The organism is Methylotenera sp. L2L1 (assembly GCF_000744605.1).
Lineage (GTDB): Bacteria > Pseudomonadota > Gammaproteobacteria > Burkholderiales > Methylophilaceae > Methylotenera.
The window spans coordinates 1042410-1062341 of record NZ_JQMG01000001.1 but is presented as its reverse complement, the minus strand read 5'-3'; the positions used below and the strand labels follow the sequence as shown (position 1 = coordinate 1062341).

Annotated in this window: 17 protein-coding genes, 2 tRNA genes and 1 rRNA gene; 4 read left to right on the top strand and 16 right to left on the bottom strand. The window is 44.6% G+C overall.

What is annotated here, in order from left to right; genetic code table 11:
• Nucleotides 1–150: 150 nt before the first annotated feature.
• The 4 genes from FG24_RS04970 to tyrS all read right to left on the bottom strand — a co-directional run bounded on the left by FG24_RS04970 (nucleotide 151) and on the right by tyrS (nucleotide 3803).
• A tRNA-Ala gene (locus tag FG24_RS04970) sits at nucleotides 151–226 on the bottom strand.
• 15 nt (nucleotides 227–241) lie between these two features.
• Nucleotides 242–318: transfer RNA gene (locus tag FG24_RS04965), tRNA-Ile, on the bottom strand.
• A gap of 103 nt (nucleotides 319–421) precedes the next feature.
• Nucleotides 422–1959, bottom strand: a 16S ribosomal RNA gene (locus FG24_RS04960).
• 644 nt (nucleotides 1960–2603) lie between these two features.
• Nucleotides 2604–3803, bottom strand: coding sequence for a tyrosine--tRNA ligase (gene tyrS / locus FG24_RS04955; RefSeq protein ID WP_036301680.1), 1200 nt, complete (start codon nucleotides 3801–3803; stop codon nucleotides 2604–2606).
• A gap of 105 nt (nucleotides 3804–3908) precedes the next feature.
• Here tyrS and FG24_RS04950 point away from each other — a divergent pair, with 105 nt between their 5' ends.
• From FG24_RS04950 to gltA, 3 genes are all read left to right on the top strand, one after another.
• Nucleotides 3909–5291 carry a M23 family metallopeptidase gene (locus FG24_RS04950; protein ID WP_036301678.1) on the top strand — a complete coding sequence of 461 codons (1383 nt, stop codon included), beginning with the start codon at nucleotides 3909–3911 and terminating at the stop codon, nucleotides 5289–5291.
• 22 nt (nucleotides 5292–5313) lie between these two features.
• A complete protein-coding gene (locus FG24_RS04945; protein ID WP_036301677.1) occupies nucleotides 5314–6414 on the top strand; it encodes an anhydro-N-acetylmuramic acid kinase in 1101 nt (366 codons plus the stop codon).
• A gap of 76 nt (nucleotides 6415–6490) precedes the next feature.
• Nucleotides 6491–7789 (top strand): citrate synthase, encoded by a 1299-nt coding sequence (gltA, locus tag FG24_RS04940; RefSeq protein ID WP_036301676.1) that lies wholly within the window; start codon nucleotides 6491–6493, stop codon nucleotides 7787–7789.
• A 149-nt stretch (nucleotides 7790–7938) separates the two neighbouring features.
• Here the strand turns inward: gltA and FG24_RS04935 are convergent, their stop codons facing one another.
• From FG24_RS04935 to rplM, 12 genes are all read right to left on the bottom strand, one after another.
• Nucleotides 7939–8235 carry a Na+/H+ antiporter subunit G gene (locus FG24_RS04935; RefSeq protein ID WP_036301674.1) on the bottom strand — a complete coding sequence of 99 codons (297 nt, stop codon included), beginning with the start codon at nucleotides 8233–8235 and terminating at the stop codon, nucleotides 7939–7941.
• Nucleotides 8232–8501, bottom strand: coding sequence for a K+/H+ antiporter subunit F (locus FG24_RS04930; protein ID WP_036301672.1), 270 nt, complete (start codon nucleotides 8499–8501; stop codon nucleotides 8232–8234). The genes FG24_RS04935 and FG24_RS04930 overlap by 4 nt, the downstream gene beginning before the upstream one ends.
• Nucleotides 8495–8983 carry a Na+/H+ antiporter subunit E gene (locus tag FG24_RS04925; RefSeq protein ID WP_036301670.1) on the bottom strand — a complete coding sequence of 163 codons (489 nt, stop codon included), beginning with the start codon at nucleotides 8981–8983 and terminating at the stop codon, nucleotides 8495–8497. Before FG24_RS04925 ends, FG24_RS04930 begins: the two co-directional genes overlap by 7 nt.
• Complete coding sequence (locus FG24_RS04920) at nucleotides 8980–10515, bottom strand: monovalent cation/H+ antiporter subunit D (RefSeq protein ID WP_036301668.1); 1536 nt, start codon at nucleotides 10513–10515, stop codon at nucleotides 8980–8982. Before FG24_RS04920 ends, FG24_RS04925 begins: the two co-directional genes overlap by 4 nt.
• Nucleotides 10512–10880, bottom strand: a complete 369-nt coding sequence (locus FG24_RS04915; protein ID WP_036301666.1) for a Na+/H+ antiporter subunit C — start codon at nucleotides 10878–10880, stop codon at nucleotides 10512–10514. Before FG24_RS04915 ends, FG24_RS04920 begins: the two co-directional genes overlap by 4 nt.
• A complete protein-coding gene (locus FG24_RS04910; protein WP_088178452.1) occupies nucleotides 10880–13684 on the bottom strand; it encodes a monovalent cation/H+ antiporter subunit A in 2805 nt (934 codons plus the stop codon). Before FG24_RS04910 ends, FG24_RS04915 begins: the two co-directional genes overlap by 1 nt.
• A gap of 312 nt (nucleotides 13685–13996) precedes the next feature.
• Nucleotides 13997–14362, bottom strand: coding sequence for an iron-sulfur cluster insertion protein ErpA (erpA, locus tag FG24_RS04905; protein WP_019896533.1), 366 nt, complete (start codon nucleotides 14360–14362; stop codon nucleotides 13997–13999).
• 91 nt (nucleotides 14363–14453) lie between these two features.
• Nucleotides 14454–14825, bottom strand: a complete 372-nt coding sequence (locus FG24_RS04900) for a bactofilin family protein (RefSeq protein WP_019896534.1) — start codon at nucleotides 14823–14825, stop codon at nucleotides 14454–14456.
• 77 nt (nucleotides 14826–14902) lie between these two features.
• The gene (locus tag FG24_RS04895) at nucleotides 14903–15253 is read right to left on the bottom strand and encodes a DUF6776 family protein (RefSeq protein WP_036301664.1); all 351 of its coding nucleotides are present in this window, start codon (nucleotides 15251–15253) and stop codon (nucleotides 14903–14905) included.
• A 4-nt stretch (nucleotides 15254–15257) separates the two neighbouring features.
• Complete coding sequence (gene argC / locus FG24_RS04890) at nucleotides 15258–16310, bottom strand: N-acetyl-gamma-glutamyl-phosphate reductase (protein ID WP_036301662.1); 1053 nt, start codon at nucleotides 16308–16310, stop codon at nucleotides 15258–15260.
• Nucleotides 16311–16427: 117 nt separating this feature from the next.
• Complete coding sequence (rpsI, locus tag FG24_RS04885; RefSeq protein WP_019896537.1) at nucleotides 16428–16820, bottom strand: 30S ribosomal protein S9; 393 nt, start codon at nucleotides 16818–16820, stop codon at nucleotides 16428–16430.
• A 9-nt stretch (nucleotides 16821–16829) separates the two neighbouring features.
• On the bottom strand, nucleotides 16830–17258 hold the full coding sequence (gene rplM, locus FG24_RS04880; protein ID WP_036301660.1) for a 50S ribosomal protein L13: 429 nt from the start codon (nucleotides 17256–17258) through the stop codon (nucleotides 16830–16832).
• Nucleotides 17259–17595: 337 nt separating this feature from the next.
• Between rplM and FG24_RS04875 the strand changes: the two genes are divergently transcribed.
• Nucleotides 17596–19896, top strand: coding sequence for a type IV pilus assembly protein FimV (locus tag FG24_RS04875; protein ID WP_036301658.1), 2301 nt, complete (start codon nucleotides 17596–17598; stop codon nucleotides 19894–19896).
• Nucleotides 19897–19932 lie beyond the last annotated feature (36 nt).

Here is a 19932-nt window from a genome sequence, read left to right as displayed (position 1 = left end):
TCACAATAATGTGTACTCACTTTACTTCTTCCATTTTGTTAAAGAACAGTCTAGTTAAAAACTAGAAGTAAAGATTCATCATGAACACTTACTTCTAATTTCTTACTCACAACATCAATGCTACCGTTTATATTTTATTGAATAAAATATTGGTGGAGGATAACGGGATCGAACCGTTGACCCCCTGCTTGCAAAGCAGGTGCTCTCCCAGCTGAGCTAATCCCCCATTTTCAGGTGAATCTGGTGGGTCTGGATGGACTCGAACCATCGACCCCCGCCTTATCAAGACGGTGCTCTAACCAGCTGAGCTACAGACCCTCAAGGTTTACTAGCGTTTCCGCCAATGTTTGGTCAATCATTGATGCTGCTGACTACTAACAACTGATAAGTGTGAATGCTTGCAAAGTAAAGACGTCTCTAGAAAGGAGGTGATCCAGCCGCACCTTCCGATACGGCTACCTTGTTACGACTTCACCCCAGTCATGAATACTACCGTGGTAATCGTCCTCCTTGCGGTTAGACTAACTACTTCTGGTAAAACCCACTCCCATGGTGTGACGGGCGGTGTGTACAAGGCCCGGGAACGTATTCACCGCGACATGCTGATCCGCGATTACTAGCGATTCCGACTTCATGTAGTCGAGTTGCAGACTACAATCCGGACTACGATCGGCTTTCTGGGATTGGCTCCACCTCGCGGCTTGGCAACCCTCTGTACCGACCATTGTATTACGTGTGAAGCCCTGGCCATAAGGGCCATGAGGACTTGACGTCATCCCCACCTTCCTCCGGTTTGTCACCGGCAGTCCCATTAAAGTGCCCAACTAAATGATGGCAATTAATGGCAAGGGTTGCGCTCGTTGCGGGACTTAACCCAACATCTCACGACACGAGCTGACGACAGCCATGCAGCACCTGTGTTAACGTTCTCTTTCGAGCACCAATCCATCTCTGGAAAGTTCGTTACATGTCAAGGCCAGGTAAGGTTTTTCGCGTTGCATCGAATTAATCCACATAATCCACCGCTTGTGCGGGCCCCCGTCAATTCCTTTGAGTTTTAATCTTGCGACCGTACTCCCCAGGCGGTCTACTTCACGCGTTAGCTGCGTTACTCATGGATTTTACTCCACCAACAACTAGTAGACATCGTTTAGGGCGTGGACTACCAGGGTATCTAATCCTGTTTGCTCCCCACGCTTTCGTGCATGAGCGTCAATATTATCCCAGGGGGCTGCCTTCGCCATTGGTATTCCTCCACATCTCTACGCATTTCACTGCTACACGTGGAATTCTACCCCCCTCTGACATATTCTAGTCTTGTAGTTTCAAACGCAGTTCCCAAGTTGAGCTCGGGGATTTCACATCTGACTTACAAAACCGCCTGCGCACGCTTTACGCCCAGTAATTCCGATTAACGCTTGCACCCTACGTATTACCGCGGCTGCTGGCACGTAGTTAGCCGGTGCTTCTTATCAAGGTACCGTCATTAACACAGTTTATTGGACTGCATCGTTTCTTCCCTTGCGAAAGAGCTTTACAACCCGAAGGCCTTCTTCACTCACGCGGAATGGCTGGATCAGGCTTTCGCCCATTGTCCAAAATTCCCCACTGCTGCCTCCCGTAGGAGTCTGGACCGTGTCTCAGTTCCAGTGTGGCTGGTCGTCCTCTCAGACCAGCTACTGATCGTCGCCTTGGTGAGCTTTTACCTCACCAACTAGCTAATCAGATATCGGCCGCTCCATTAACGCAAGGTCCGAAGATCCCCTGCTTTCCCCCGTAGGGCGTATGCGGTATTAGCCAACCTTTCGATTAGTTATCCCCCATTATTGGATACGTTCCGATACATTACTCACCCGTTCGCCACTAATCATTCTAGCAAGCTAGAAATCATCGTTCGACTTGCATGTGTAAAGCATTCCGCCAGCGTTCAATCTGAGCCAGGATCAAACTCTTCAGTTTAATTTCTGACTATTACTTTTTCCTCTTGCGAGGTGGTTATTTCGCTTTTGCTTTATTACTTAAGATAATTAAGTAATGACTCAAATTCATTGTCAAGGTTTGTATTACTACAATCTTGTCATAAATTTAAGTGTAAGCACTTGTTTTTCTGAGTCTGATCTTAATACCAATCAACTAAGTTAAATTTTAATGTAAACACTAAAACAAGTTAGTTGCGATTAAGTCAGCTGCTTTATTCACAAGCACCCACACTTATCAGTTGTTATATTGTTAAAGAACTTTTTGTTTCCGTCGTTACGCTTTGCGTTAACGAGGTGCGCATTATACAGAGCTTTTACCGCTCGTCAACCTTAATTTTGTAATATTTACTCATTAAAATTAACCGTACTTTTTACTGCGCCTTCTACTATCTACTGCTTTTTCGCTAACAGTGTTTCGTCAGCGAGGTGCGCATTCTACAGAGGTTTTAATTCTGGTCAACCCCTAATTTTGAAATAAATCTAATTAATATTGAATGTAGTTTTTGCGGCACTTTTTATTACTTTTACTTCCTGCTTTTTGCTACTTGTCGTTAACAGTGCCTCGTTAGCGAAGGCGCGCATTTTACAGGGCCAAACAATCCAGTCAACCCCAAACCTAGCACGTTACAAAATTGTTACATTTGCAAACTTACGCTTGCCAACCTGGGCGACAACGGTACTGCCTTTATTCAACACAAAGGCTTTATCAGACACCTTTTCACCCCCCAACTTAACACCACCCTGCTCAATAGCACGGAACGCTTCTGAGGTGCTAACAACCAAACCAGCTAATTTAAGCAACTGTGCAATACCTACTTGCTCAGCATCAATAGTCACCGTCACTTCTGGCACATCATCTGGAATACCGCCTTTTGAACGCGTCTGGAAATCCAGCAATGCTTTGTCAGCATCTTCTTTACTATGGAAGCGTGTAACTATTTCTTGTGCAAATTGAACCTTAATGTCTCTAGGATTTGCACCTGCCGCCACATCAACCTTCCACTGCGCAATGGTTTCCAATGACTCAAACGAAAGCAACTCTATATAACGCCACATTAGCTCATCGGAGATTGACATGATTTTGGCAAAGATGATTTCCGGCGCTTCTGCGATACCTATATAGTTACCTAAAGATTTAGACATTTTATTAACACCATCCAAGCCTTCCAATAATGGCATGGTAAGCACGCACTGCGGACTCTGCCCTGCTTGCTTCTGCAGCTCACGTCCCATCAATAGGTTAAATTTCTGGTCTGTACCACCCAACTCAAGGTCAGCATTTAACGCAACAGAGTCATAGCCTTGTAATAAAGGATAAAGGAACTCATGAATTGCGATTGGCTGGTTACCTTTAAAGCGCTTAGAAAAGTCGTCACGCTCCAACATACGTGCAACGGTGTGACTGGCAGCCAATTTAAGCATGCCGGCAGCACCAAGCTCAGTGAGCCATTTAGAATTAAACACAACTTCAGTTTGCTCTGGCTTCAGAATCTTAAACACTTGTGCAGTGTATGACTTTGCGTTTTCCTGCACCTGCTCAGCCGTTAATGGTGGGCGCGTTGCGCTTTTACCTGTTGGATCACCGATCATTCCAGTGAAGTCGCCAATCAGGAACAGCACTTGATGCCCGAGCTCTTGCAACTGACGAAGCTTATTAATAAGCACAGTATGCCCAAGATGTAAGTCTGGCGCCGTCGGGTCAAAACCCGCTTTAACTCTTAACGGCTGGCCTTTTTTAAGCTTCTCGACCAACTCGGCTTCGATTAACAGTTCATCTGCTCCGCGTTTGATGACTGCGAGCTGTTGGCTGATTTCAATATTCACGTTTTAACGTCCTTAAACTCTATTATTTTTTACCGCTAGTTTATTTGTATAAACTTAATTTTCTGTTAGTATCAAGAGCTGAAATAATTAAGTAAAGGTTAGCCCGTGTATATCAACGAGCCCAATCATCACCAATCAACCCAAGATTCTATTTTAACGCAAAACGCCAATAAAGCTGAACGTAAGTTGCAGCGCCTTTCAGCGCGCAAATTTAAGTTGCGCTGGATATTAGCGATTTCCTGCTTACCATTATTTGGTATCTACACCGCTTTTGGTATTGCGCCTCAAACTTTAACCACAAATATCGCTACGTCTATGGTGGTTGAAGAGGTAAGCTTACCGACGCTAGAGCAAGCATTAAATGATGAGGTCAGTTTAGCTGAAAAGTTTTGGTATAAAGATTACGTACGTAGAGACGACACATTACAGAGCGTTTTAGCCAGATTAAATATTCGCAATCGCGATGCGATTGAATTTATTCGCTCGGATAGCGTTGCTAGCGAAATTGCACGCTCTATCATCCCTGGCCGCCAAGTAAAATCGGAAACCGATGCCGATGGCAATCTGTTTCATTTTGAATATCAAATCAGCGCCGATCAGTTTTTAACGGTTTCGAAAACTGCTGATGGTTACGAAGCCCATCAAGATGACCGCGTTTTAGAAGTTCGCCCAGTATTAAAATCCGCAAAGATTAATAGCTCATTGTTTGGTGCAACCGATGCTGCCAACATTCCAGACCATATTGCCATCCAACTGGCAGATATTTTTGAAAGTGAGATTAACTTTCATACCGATTTACGCCGTGGCGATCGATTCAATGTCATTTACGAAGGTAGTTATGATCAGGGCGAGTTAATTAAAGCAGGTGAAGTGTTAGCCGCTGAGTTTGTGAACGATGGCAAAGTTTATCGCGCTGTTGGTTTCCGCGATAGCAACAACCAAATGCAATACTACACACCAGAAGGTAAGAGTATTCATAAATCATTTTTACGCTCACCTTTAGAGTTCAGCCGCGTAAGCTCTGGCTTTAGCGTAGCGCGCTTTCATCCGGTTCTGCAAAGAATGCGCGCCCACAAAGGAGTAGACTTTGCAGCGCCAACTGGCACACGCATCAAGGCCTCCGCTGATGCTGTTGTTGATTTTGTAGGCACCAAAGGCGGTTACGGTAATGTCATCATCCTTAAACATGCGAATGGCGTAAGTACAGTTTACGGGCATCTTTCACGCTTTGCACCAGAACTACGTCGCGGATCAAAAATCACCCAAGGTCAAATGATTGGCTTTGTGGGAATGTCTGGCGTAGCAACGGGACCACATTTGCATTATGAGTTCTTAATCAACGGTAAGCATCAAGACCCAATGAAAGTGGCGTTACCAAAAACCAATGCGATACAAGGTGGCAATAAGGCTCAATTTGAAGCTATCAGCAGCCGCATGACGGCTCAGCTTAGATTGCTAGGCACGAGCAATATTGCCGCTTTAGAATAAATATCTAAAATTAGATATCATCATGGCTAGCCAGCTTTTCATCGGGTTGATGTCGGGCACTAGCCTTGATGGTGTTGATGTTGCATTGGTAACATTCAACCATTTGCAACACCCTCAGCTACTTAAAACGCATTTTGTTGCTTACTCGCCAACATTGCGTGCACAAATCCTCGCCCTACAACATCCCACAGATAACGAATTAGAAACAACTGCGCTAATCGGCAACACACTTGCTCGTTTGTATGCGACAGCAGTCAATGAGTTATTGTCGGCAGCAAAAATTGATGCCAAGTCTGTCACCGCAATTGGCTGCCATGGACAAACCATCAGACACCGCCCAGAGCTAGGCTTTACCATGCAAATTGGGAATGCCGCATTGCTAAGTGAACTCACGGGGATTACCGTGATAAGTGACTTCAGAAGTAGAGACATTGCCGCTGGCGGTCAAGGCGCACCCTTAGTACCTGCGTTTCATCAAGATGTTTTTGCTCACAAAAAGCATAATCGTGCGATTATCAATATAGGCGGCATTGCGAACATTACCTACCTGAGCAGTAGTGGCGCGATATTCGGCTTTGATTCAGGCCCGGGCAACATGCTACTGGATGCATGGATTAAACAACACCTAGGCTTAGACTACGATGCTGATGGCCAATGGTCTAGCACTGGCAGGATCATAGAGCCATTGCTGGATGCCATGTTAAGCGAACCTTATTTCTCGGCGCCACCGCCAAAAAGCACGGGGCGGGATTTATTTAACGACGCATGGCTGAACCATTGGTTAACCACGCAACAATACGCACCCAATGATGTTGCGCGCACACTGGTTGCATTAAGTGCACTCTCTATTGCGAATGCCATAAACCAGTACTGCAGAGAGATAGACGAGATATACCTTTGTGGTGGTGGCGCTAAAAACAAACTATTGGCTAGCGACCTACAGTCGCTCATGGGGCAAGTACGCTTAGAGTCGACGGATAAGCTAGGTATGGGCGTTGACTGGGTTGAGGCAATTGCCTTCGCATGGCTGGCGAAAAAGTGCCTATCTCAAGAAAGTGCTAACCTACCAGAAGTCACTGGCGCAAAAGGCTTACGTATTTTAGGTGCGATTTACCAAGCATAGTAAGTTTTTATCGTTCATCTGCCCGCTTTGATAAAGTATAATCACAGTCAATGATGATTAGAACTGCAAAAACACCATGAAAAACAATACAAGTACAGCGACACTCAGCTTTGACAATGGCAAATCTCCAATTGAATTACCAATGCTCTCAGGAACATTGGGTAATGATGTGATTGATATCCGCTCCTTAGGCAAACATGGGGTATACACTTACGACCCTGGTTTTATGTCTACCGCTGCATGTAACTCCAACATTACATTTATTGATGGAGAGCAAGGCCTGCTGTACCACCGTGGCTATCCGATTGAAGAGCTGGCTGAACACTGTGACTACTTAGAAGTTGCCTACTTGCTAATGCATGGCGAACTACCAAACGTGACAGAAAAGAAGCAATTTACTGACACGATTACCGGCAGCACCATGCTGCATGACCAACTCAGTAATATTTTCCGCGGATTCAGACGTGATGCACACCCAATGGCGGTCATGGTTGGCGTAGTTGGCTCGCTCTCGGCATTCTATTTTGACTCGATGGATATTCTGAATCCAAAGCATCGTGAGATCTCTGCACACCGTTTATTAGCAAAAGTGCCAACGATTGCGGCTTGGAGCTATAAGTACAATATTGGCCAACCATTTATGTACCCGCAAAACCATCTGAATTATGCGGAAAACTTTATGTACATGATGTTTGCCACGCCATGTGAGCAGTACGTACCTAACCCTGTATTAGCAAAAGCATTTGAGCGGATTTTGATCCTACATGCAGACCACGAGCAAAATGCATCAACATCAACAGTACGTCTAGTTGGCTCTAGTGGTGCGAATCCATTTGCTTGTATTTCAGCAGGTATTGCATCGCTTTGGGGTCCTGCACATGGCGGTGCAAACGAAGCCACGCTGAATATGCTTGAAGAAATTGGTGATGTTTCACGCATCGGTGAGTTTATTAACCGTGCAAAAGATAAATCAGATAGCTTCAGGCTCATGGGATTTGGCCATCGTGTGTATCGCAACATGGACCCAAGAGCCGCTATCATGAGAAAAACCTGCCATGAGGTGTTAGATGTACTTGGTTTAAATAACGACCCGATGTTCAAACTGGCATTAGCGCTAGAAAAAATTGCACTAGAAGATGAATACTTTGTGTCACGTAAGCTCTACCCTAACGTAGACTTTTACAGCGGCATTGTGATGCGTGCGATGGGCATTCCAAACAGCATGTTTACCGCCATCTTTGCGCTTGCCAGAACAGCGGGCTGGATTGCACAATGGTCTGAAATGCATTCAGACCCTGAAGCCAAAATTGGCAGACCGCGCCAACTTTACACCGGATCAGAAAAAAGATCGTTTGTTGAGCTAAATAAACGATAGTGATACAACACAACCAAGGCACGGTCTTGTTTGATCAAGCCTTGGTTCTTCTTGATTCAGAGATTACCTCCATTAGCGCTAATCTAGGTTAAGTGTTTAACCACCAATCTAGTTTGACACTCCGGCACCATCTCCCTAACAACTTAACCCTACTTGCCTGCGACATGCAGTGCTGCTTTTGTGAGCAAGTGCGCACTTACTGGCGCAGTAATAAATAGAAATACCGTGGCGATTATTTCACGCAAGCTAATGCCATCACCTGTCACACTAAAATAGATAGCCGATGCCACGACCATCGTGCCTACACCTAGCGTAGTGGTTTTAGTTGGCCCATGCACACGCATAAAAAAATCTGGCAACCTCGCCAAGCCAATTGACCCTAGCAAGGTAAAGCTGGCTCCGACCAAGATCAGAAATGAAATAAGGCACTCCACCCAAATACTCATTCGATGATGTTCCCACGTAACATGTATTTGGAAAAAGCCACCGTCCCCACAAAGCCCATGATAGCTATCAGCAGCGCGGACTCAAAGTAAGCACTATTATTCATGTAGATACCAATCAGCACTAGCAGTGCAATGGTATTAATGTATAGCGTATCTAACGCAAGCACACGGTCCGTCATATCTGGCCCAATTACCATGCGATACAAGCTAAGCATCATCGCTAATCCAATCATCAAAAATGCGATGGGTATCACGGTATTTAGCATGAGAATATCTCCTTTAACGGCTGCTCATAGCGCGACTTAATGGACTGAATCAAAGCATCGGCATCCTCTACATTAAGCGCATGTAATTGTAGCACCCAACGCGAACGGTCAATATCAATCGAAACTGTCCCTGGTGTTAACGAGACAATGCTGGCGAGCAAAGTGCCAACAAACGGATCCTGCATATCTAACGGAACCTCTACGAAGGCCGGTTTGATTCTATCTAGCGGACCAAGTACCAATTTTGCCACATCAATACTGGCAATCAAAATATCCCAAAGTACTATGCCAAAAAGATGGATAGCAGGTAATAACTTTATTGTCTCTGAACGCTCTGGCCAAAATCGCTGTGTTAATACTGGCAGGATAATGGCTAAAATGAGCGCCAAAATAAAATGTGCGCTAGAAGAAGCGTTATTGAGTGCAATCCATACCATAAATATCATCACTGATAGTGCTGGATGCGGCAACAAGCGACTCATGGCCTGGCTCCTCTTTGAATATCAGCATGGTGAGGAATGACTGCCTTAATGTAGTGTTCTGGCATATGCAATTGCTCTGCTGCTCGTTGCGTAAAATCAGACAAAGGTCGCGCAAAGATAACTAACAGCAAGGATACGGCAATTAAACCAAAAGTCGCCGCATACTGACACATGCTATTTTGGGGTGACACTACTTGCGGGGTAAGTGCCATGTCATTTGGCATTTCCCAAAACAAACGACTACCGGCTTTAGCCAGCGCGACTGTTGTGATGAGGCTTGCTACCAGTACCACCGCCCATATTGCCGGCATCATTGAGCCTTCCTTCACGGCAAAAAGTACCATGAGTTTGCCAATGAATCCTGAAAATGGTGGCAAGCCAGCCACTGTTGCAGCAAGTATGAAATACCCAAGCTTGAGCTTATTGTCAGATACCCACCCTGTAGCAACAAATGTGTCGCCAACTCGACCACGCGCATTACTAATCAGCCCAGCCATCATAAAGAATGCTGCGCCGACAACAGCTGACTGCACTAAGTAGTAAAGGCCTGCAGCCGTTACCACCTCATCATTTAAAGACGGCGCAATCAACAATAGTCCTGCAGAACCCAATATAAGCCACGCAACCAAGGACTGTAGGCTTTTTGCACTTAATACGCCTAATGTAGCAAATGCTATCGTTGCTAATGCCGCGACAATTAACCAGCCATCTAGCAAGCCATGCATCACTGGTGCGGCATTAAAGGCGATCATCTGCACATGCAGAATAGCGACAACACCAACTTTAGTCATCATCGCAAACAGAGCAGCGACTGGCACACCTGCCGCACCGTAGGCATGAGGCAGCCAAAAGGAAAGTGGCAACACCGCCGCTTTAAGCAAAAACACCGTCATCAACAATGCACCAGCAAGCCTAACCAGCGAGGCTTCTGTCGCAGGTACAGTTTTAAGCTGCATCGCAATATCAGCTAGATTCAGCGTACCTAGTGTGCCATAAATCAACCCTAGTGCTACTAAAAAAACCGCAGAGCCTGCTAGATTGAGCGTGACATAAGCAAAGCCCGCACGACTTTTATTTAGACCACTACCATGTGCCAATAGAATATAAGAGGCAAGCAACATGACCTCAAAAAAAACAAACAGGTTGAAAACATCGCCCGTTAAGAATGCACCATTAATGCCAACCAACTGCAATTGAAACACCGCATGGAAATGCCGTCCTTTGCCATCAAAACCAGCACTCGCATAAAGTAATACTGCTGCAGAAAGCACTGCCGTGGTGGTGACTGCCAAAGCAGCCAACCTATCGGCCACCAGCACAATCCCAAAAGGCGCCGGCCAGTCACCCAATGCATAAACAAGCGGCGCAGGTTGGTCTGCAAGCAGTAACAAATTAACGGAAACTGCCAACAATAGCATAGCTGCCAATGCGCCCACGCTCCGCTGCCAGCTGAGCTTACAGGCGCTCATCACCAATAGCACGATGCTAGCGATGAATGGCACTAATATAGGTAAAATTGGGCTGTGATTCATGGCTGATGTTTTTGTATATGGCTAGGTAAGGAATCAACTGTTTTTTCTATCATGTCGATATGATCATCGCCTGACTCGGACAATCCGCGCAACGCCAGTGTCACAATGTAGGCCGTCATGCCGAAGCCAATCACAATCGCAGTCAATACCAATGCCTGAGGTATCGGATCGGTATAACGCGTGATATCAGCACGGATGATTGGCGGTGCATTCATCACCAGCCTGCCGCTGGCAAAAAGAAATAAATTAACGGCGTAAGAAATGAGTGTCAGGCCAAGAATAACCGGAAACGTACGTGCGCGTAACATGAGATAAACGCCGCAGCCGAACAGTAAGCCTATTGCGCTAGCCAATATCGCCTCCATCAGACGCTCCCCCCTCGAACATTTATTCGCCCCAACTCAGTCAGTATCAACAGAACCGTCGCCACGACGACCAAATAAACACCCAAATCAAAAATAATCACTGAGGCTAACGCTATGTCGCCAACCAGTGGGATTTCAATATGCCCATGCGCACTGGTAAGAAAAGGGCGAACAAAAAACCAGCTTAGCAAGCCCACGCCTGCAGCCAACGCCAGCCCAAGCCCTAAGATAGGTGAGTATGATTTCGGCAACCTATCTTCTGCGAATGAAAAACCGCCAGCCAAAGATTGCAAAATCAATGCAACGCCGGTGACTAGGCCAGCGACAAAACCGCCGCCAGGCATATGGTGCCCTCTCAAAAAGAGATAAACGGCTACCGCTAATGCTAACGGCAATAATGGACGCATTAACATTTTCAAAAATAAAGGATGCGCATCGGCTGCCCATAAACGGCCAGCACTATCATGCATTGGCTGTAACAGACGCAATTGATTTAACAAAGCATGCGTACCTAGCGCCGCCATTGCCAGCACCGTAATCTCACCCAATGTATCAAAACCGCGGAAATCGACGAGGATGACATTCACCACATTACTTCCACCACCGCCCGGGACTGACTGCTGAAGATAGAAGTCAGAAATTGTACTAAACGAACTGGTCAACAGCTCAAAACTTACAAACGCCATCCCCAAACCAATCGCCAAAGCCAGCAGGACATCTCTACCTACACGGATACGAGATGACTCTCTCGGTGTAGATTGCGGCAAATAATGCAGCGCAAGCAGCATCAGCACCGTGGTGACGACCTCTATTGAAAGTTGAGTCAATGCTAAATCTGGGGCAGAGAAACGCACAAAAACCAAGACCACGACCAAGCCCACGACACCAATCAGAATAATGCTTAACAAACGACGATGGTGCATAAATGTTGCACCTAGCGCTCCCAATACTAATGCAGATAAGGCGATTACACTGGCAATATCTAATGGCATGGTAGATACTGTATTGTCTAGACGACCACCGCTAATAAATGCCCAACTGCCATAAACCAATACAAATACAAAGAACACCGCGATGTAGCGCTGCAATGATCCATTATCAATTGTTAACATAATATTTTCTGCATATGCTGCTAACCCTTGATAGGCTCGCTCAAAAAGCATACGGCTACTAAGCGTTGGTAGTTGGTTATTCCAATGTACCAAGGTACTGCGCATCATATATAGACCAACACCACCAGCTAATGCTATCAGACTCATCAGGAATGCGAGGTTAAATCCATGCCAAATTTTTAAATCGTAAACTGGCAAGGCTGATTGCAAGCTAGCTCCGGCGGCAGCGGCCAGCAAAGCACCTACAGACCAAGCAGGAAAGATACCGACAAGCAAACATAATACAACCAGTATTTCCATCGGCACACGCATCCAGCGTGGAGGCTCATGAGGCTGGCGGGGCAAATCAACAGGCTGACCATTGAAGAACACATCATGAATAAAACGTGCTGAATAGGCGACCGCTAAAACACCAGCGATGGTGGCAAATATTGGCAAAATCCAAGGTGAGCCTCCAAACCCATGAAACACGATAGACTCAGTGAAGAACATCTCTTTGCTTAAAAATCCATTCAGTAATGGCACGCCGGCCATAGAGCCAGCTGCGAGCATCGCTAACGTTGCCGTAATCGGCATCAGCTTAAACAAACCATTAACACGCCGCATGTCCCGAGAGCCACATTCATGGTCAATAATGCCGGCAGCCATAAACAGCGATGCTTTAAATATTGCGTGATTGATAATATGGAACACCGCTGCAACCACTGACATCGGTGTACTTAATCCAAAGAGCAAGGTAATTAAACCAAGATGACTAATCGTTGAGTAAGCCAATAAACCTTTAAAGTCATTACGATACATCGCCAGATAAGCACCGTAAACCAGCGTAATGCCACCGACTGTACTCACGCTAAATAACCAAGCATCAGTACCTGAGAGTACAGGGTAAAATCGTGCGAGTAAGAATACGCCAGCTTTAACCATCGTCGCCGAGTGTAGATAGGCAGAAACAGGCGTAGGGGCTACCATTGCATTTGGCAACCAAAACTGAAATGGAAATTGTGCCGATTTAGTAAAGGCACCTAGTAACACCAAGGTAAGAATCGTGGGGTATAACGGGTCTGATTTTATTTGGGCTACCGCTACAATGACATCTGTCAGCTCATAGCTACCGGCAACTTTGCCTAGAAGCAAAACGCCAGCAAACAAGGCCAATCCACCTACACCGGTAACCACCAACGCCATCCGCGCAGCAATTCTAGATTCATGTGATGCAGATTTATAAGCAATCAATAGAAAAGATGAAAGGCTGGTCACTTCCCAAAACACCACCATCATGAGTAGGTTTTCTGAAAGTACGATGCCTAACATTGCTGACATAAACAGCAGCAATAATGCGTAAAAGCGTCCTAACTTGTCATCACTCGGTAAATAATAGTGGGCATACAAAACGACTAACATGCCAATACCTAGGATTAGCATGGAGAATAGCATGCCCAAGCCATCAAGGCGGAATGAGAGGTTCAGGCCAACATTCGGTAGCCAATCAAAATGGGCAATGACGGACTGCCCACTCATTGCGATAGGAAAAAGTGGCGCAAGTAATCCTAGACATATTGCCATGACAGCACCAGCGGCAATAGCGGTTGATTTTCTCCCGTGCTGTTCAACAATTAACGGAAGAGCGACCCCAGAAAATGCAACAAAAAGCGCTAAGGGCAACAAGGTTGGCAAGTATGCACTTTCAATCATTGCAAATGATCAATCAAAAATATCATGCGCGATTAAATTCTCATACCTGAAGAACCAAAGTTGGTGGGATTGAGATGCTCTTAGCATCAATGATAATGCTTAATTATTATATATTGCTATGAGGCTGATATTATTCAGCACAGATTTTACTTACGCTTCATACTTACACTACGAACGAAAAATAGCATCACTTTGCTTACTGTAAATAAGGCTTTAGTGCTTTAGATAAGCAAACACGCTCGATTAGCCGGATGCTTATATCTCCAAGCATCCAAGTTAACACGAGCGTGTAAATTTGCGTTTAACTGAATCTTAAGCAGAAAAAGATGAGCCACAACCGCAAGTAGTTTGCGCATTTGGGTTACGAATCACGAATTGTGAGCCCTGTAAGCTATCTTGGTAATCAATCTCTGCGCCCATCAAATACTGTAAGCTCATCGGATCAATTAACAATGTCACGCTGTCTTTTTGCACCTGCGTATCATCGTCGTTCACTTCTTCTTCAAACGTAAAGCCGTATTGAAAACCTGAACAACCGCCGCCGCTCACAAAAACACGTAACTTAAGATCTGGCGAACCTTCTTCTTCAATTAACTCTTTTACCTTTTTAGCCGCATTATCGGTAAATACTAAAGGTGAAGGAATGTCTAATTCCTGAACTTCTGCAACTGTACTCATGGTGTACTCCTAAAATTTCAATTAAATATCTTTTTACTAATATGCGACCTAATGCAATGAATTTCAATAGTAAATGCCTATAAGCTTTACTTTATTCTGCTTTATCGTCCAAATAAACTAACTTTCCCTCTATCACCGCGCCTGTATGCATCTCAAGGGTATTGTAATAAACATCGCCCGTCACACGCGCTTTAGTTTGCAGCTCTATAAATTGTGCAGCCTTCACTGGGCCAATCACAGCACCGTTAATCACCACTTTTGAAGCAGTGATTGCCCCCTCTATGCGACCTAGCTCACTAAGTATTAGTGTACTTGGCTGGTCATTAGGTTCAGCAACAGCACCGATGACTGTACCATCAATGCGCAAACCGCCTGAAAAATGAATGTTGCCTTCAACACGTGTACCCACGCCAATCAAAGTGTCTATCGTATTTTGAACGCGATTACTTTTTTTAAAAAACATCTTAAATCCTCTAAACTTTGGTAGCTTACTTACAGACCACAACTACTCATGGGACAACAATATAAAGATAATAGCTATTATCTTTTACCGTTCATCATATTTTTATAAAAAGCTAAATCCTCTTTAATATGAATATTTTCATCTTGAACCTCACGCAGCTCTTTAGTTAAAACACTCTGTGCTGCCTGTTCAATTTGTAACTGCCGTTCTACTTGGATCACCTTTGTATTTAAAGCCTGATTATCAAGCACAGTCTGCCGTAAACTCTCGCTGCCAGTCGCAAACTGCCAATAAGCAATTAAATAGCCGACACCCATAAATAGAAACGTAGCACCTAGCTGAAAATACCACGGGCGCTTAGACCTCACTGCAACTTGTTTAGCAGTTAATCCAAAGTGACGACGTATTCTACGGCGAACTGGCTTCATTTGATCAAGGCAGCAACGGTAAAACTTCTAAACCGCTGCGCTCATCAAAATCAAACATGATATTCATATTTTGCACAGCCTGCCCAGCAGCTCCTTTTACCAAATTATCCTGTACCACCACTAAGGTTAAGTAACCCGTCGTTTGCTGTTTATGCAATGCAATACGTAATTGGTTGGAACCACGTACTGAGCGCGTTTCTGGCAAAGCACCTGCTGGCATCACATCTACAAAACGCTCATGTTGATAACGTTGCTCATACAAGGCTTGCAAATCTACAGTGTTAGCAACATCAGTCAGTTTAACGTAAATTGTTGAAAGCATGCCACGTATCATTGGTATCAAATGCGGCACAAAAATAAACTGAACATCTGCATTCGCTAATTGTGTCAGTTGCGCATGAATCTCTGGGTGATGACGGTGCCCAGCCACACCATATGCTTTCATACTATCACTGGCTTCCGCAAACAGCGTAGCCACTTCAGCTTTTCTACCTGCGCCAGAAACCCCTGACTTAGCATCAGCGACAATCGGTGCTGAAAAATCAATATAGCCTTGCTCCAGCAACGGTGCTAACCCTAGCAACACTGTCGTTGGATAGCATCCAGGGTTACCAATAACCTTAGCTGACTTAATATTTTCACGATAAAGCTCTGGTATGCCGTAAACAGCGTCACGTAAAACATCTGGACAGCTATGTGGCATTTTGTACCACTTTTCAAAAACACCCGTATCTTGCAAACGAAAATCTGCTGCAAGATCAATGACTTTAACGTTAGCATCCAACAGCGCCTGCGCCTGACTCATCGCAACCCCATGTGGTGTCGCAAAGAACACCACATCACATGCGCTTAAGTTTGCGGTAGCAGGATCAGAAAATGCTAAATCAACATAGCCGCGTAAACTAGGAAACATATCAGCAACTGGTAGCCCAGCTTCGCCACGTGAGGTAATCACCGTCAACTCTGCGTGTGGGTGCATTGCCAGTAGGCGCAACAACTCAACCCCCGTGTATCCAGTGCCGCCTACAATACCGATTTTAATTTTCTTAGATGCCATTTTCTTTAATTAATTTACCAAGTGTTCTGATTATAAGCGCTCTATCTTTTTCATCCAATAAAAAAGGCCGCCAAAGCGACCTTTTTCAAATCCAACCGCCAAATAGCGTTTAACGTATTAGCGTTTAGAGAATTGTTTACGACGACGCGCTTTGCGTAGACCAACTTTTTTACGCTCAACTTCACGTGCATCACGTGTTACGAAACCAGCATGTGACAATGCACTTTTCAATGTAGCATCAAAATCGATCAAAGCACGTGTAATACCGTGACGAACCGCACCAGCTTGACCAGACTCACCGCCACCGATTACGTTAACCATGATGTCGAAGCTAGCTGTGTTGTTTGTTAACTCTAAAGGTTGACGCAAAATCATGCGTGATGTCACGCGTGAGAAGTACTCATCAACTGGCTTGTCATTAACAATGATGTTGCCTTTACCTGATTTTAAGAATACGCGCGCTACAGAACTTTTGCGGCGGCCCGTACCATAATTGTATTTACCGATCATTTTTTATCCTTAGATGGTCAATGGTTGCGGTTGTTGTGCCGCGTGGTCATGCTCACTACCTGCATAAACCTTCATTTTTTTGATCATTGCATAGCCTAAAGGACCTTTAGGCAACATGCCTTTAACCGCTTTTTCTAAAGCGCGACCTGGGAAACGATCTTGCATTTTAGAGAATGTTGTTGTGCTGATACCGCCTGGGTAACCAGAGTGGCGATGGTAAAGCTTACCATCTGCTTTATTACCAGTTACTTTTAATTTGTCGGCATTAATAACAACTATATAATCACCTGTATCAACGTGAGGCGTATAAATTGTTTTATGTTTGCCGCGTAAACGGTGTGCAACTGCGCTAGCTAGACGGCCTAGCACTAGGTCTGTGGCATCAACCACAAACCAATCGCGCTTCACTTCGTGTGATTTTGCTGAAAAGGTTTTCATTGTGTTACCAATACTGTGAGCTAAAAAAATTAAGAGGCGGATTTTATGCTAAAGAAATATGTTTTGTCAAACAGTATTATACTGTTCACTTAATATTTTTAAGTTTATTACCAACTTGTAACCATATACTTTAAGCACTATATCAAACAAATAACATCCATATATTTATTTGTTATTCATACCAATACCTACTGGCATGAATTGTGCTTTTCATTTATGGTAAAGTAGCATTGATTCACAATGGTTTTACCATATAAGCAAGCAAGAACAAGATTCTAACAGACCAGATTAACAATGCAATCAAAATTTAGTATAACAATTTGAAAACAAACATATTTTGAGACTATTTATACCCCTTATTTTAGCCTTCTACGCCAATGCGAGCTTTGCACTCAGCTTTGGGGACGCTACGCTTAAATCATATTTGGGTGAGTCTCTGATTGTTAAATTAAATGTCACTGACGTCGAAAAATCACCAGATTCTAATTGCTTTACGATTACTGACACAAATGAAACACCTGCTTTTAGAAAAGCATTTTCAACATTAACGCCATATAAAGACGGCTACCAACTCACTATTACAACACAAACAGTGATTACTGAACCGATTTTAGGGTTACGTGTTTCATACAATTGCGAACCTCAGCTCAACCGTGATTACGTTTTATTACTAGACCCAGCAGCTCACCGCGGTGACATGCCCAACACCACAAGCACCACCAACCAAGCGGACGATATTAACAATCAGTCGCCTGACGCCAGCCACAAAACCAACACTCTCAGCACTACTAATCACACGACAGAGGCCGTCTCTGCTAACAATACGACGAGCAAACCGCAGACCAAAGTAAAGCGGAAATCAAAAAAACGTCAATCAAACTTATCTACTAATGCGAATGCAAACATTGCTGATCAAAAAATAATGGAAGCCTATGTAGGCAAACAGCAGAGTTCTGCCAAGCAAACACCAGCAGCATCCGCAACACCTGCGACGGACAATAGTGATCGTGTAACTCCCATCAAACCGAGCACCTCAAGCAAACCATACCTAAGCATTTCTGGTGGCAGCCAGACACCAGACACATTGGGCGGACAAGCAAATCTAGGCCTCAAATTTGAGACGCAAATTGACTTAAACCGTGCCCCCCCTATTGCAGCTGTTGATAATGCTGAAATGATGGATGAAGTAACCGTCATGACAAACCGACTAACACACTTAGAGAAACAGATTGTCAGCCTGCAAGCGCAAAACAGCCAATTAAGAAATGAAGCAATACTTGCTAAAAAAGAGTTAGAGAGTAAACAATTCAGCTGGCTAGATTACCTTCTCATCGTAGCTGGTGGCGCTATACTGATAGCTGCACTTGAGTGGCTACGCCGCACTTTTATTGCCAGACGCTTAATTAAACAGGAGCTAAACTGGCTTGATACCGAGGATACAGACGACGGTGACGATGAACCGGCATTCTCTGTCACGACCCCAGCCGCTGATAACAAACCTACTAGGAATAACAGCTTCTCAGCATCGTTTCTTGATGAGCAAGCGGATGGTGGCCATGGTAAAGTAGAGCCCACCAAAACCGGCACACTATCATTTACTGAGCATGTAAACGATGATCATGACAGCATCATTGACAATGCGGATGTTTTTATAGAGCATGAACGCCCATTACTGGCGATTCAGTTATTGCAGAATCACTTGAATGACTTTCCGATGGAGTCTCCAAAGATTTGGCTTAAGTTACTGTCACTGATTGCAGCTGAAGGCTCAGAAACTGAATATGAAACTGCCACGGCTGATGCCAATAAATACTTTAACATCAGGGTACCAAGCTACTCTGAAGCTAAAAATGAAGACCACTCTTCGATTGAAGACTTTTCAAATATCGTTGCCAGACTCGAAGGCGTTTGGGGCTCACCGTTTGCGGTTAAGTTCTTAAATGATTTGATTTACGACCAATATGCACAACCGGCTGAAGGGTTCTCGGCAAACAATTTTGAGGAGTTATTCTTCCTCAAAAGAATCGCTGAGTTGCTAAACACTGGCGTTTCTACTAGTCAACGCACGCTATACCGAACTGCTTCAACAACACCTAATGACGATAGCCCAGCCCGTACCAATTTAGATAACTTAGCATTTAATGAAGCGGCTTTTGGCGACGACTTATTACTTGAACAAGCTTTACCAACTGAAACCACAGAAAAACCAAACAATAGTGCAATCACAGATGAAGACTTCACCGTTGCGTCTTTCCTTGATACGCCTGAGCAGGTGAAGCCAAATAAGCTGACTAAAGAAGAGGCTAATTCGCAGTTTGAGAATTCTGCTTTTCAAAAAGTGCCATCCTATGATGTAGATATGCTGGTAGATTTTGATGACCACATTGAAGTTGAAGTGCCAACCTTGAACGATGATGCAAACAGCCCGCAGCCTACCCAAGACATGAGCCAACCACTTCTAGAGAAGAGTGCAGAGCCTCATGAGACGACAGAGGAGCTACACTTCCCATTGAATGTCTATCCTGAAGAAACTACGTCTGAAGATAGCACGGCAACAAAAATTAAGGATAAGCCAACACCTAAAAACGGCAAGGACTCCAACATTATTGAATGGGATTTACCAAAGTTAGACTCTTAACAACGCCGACGCCAGCAATTATTGTTCGCGCTAGGC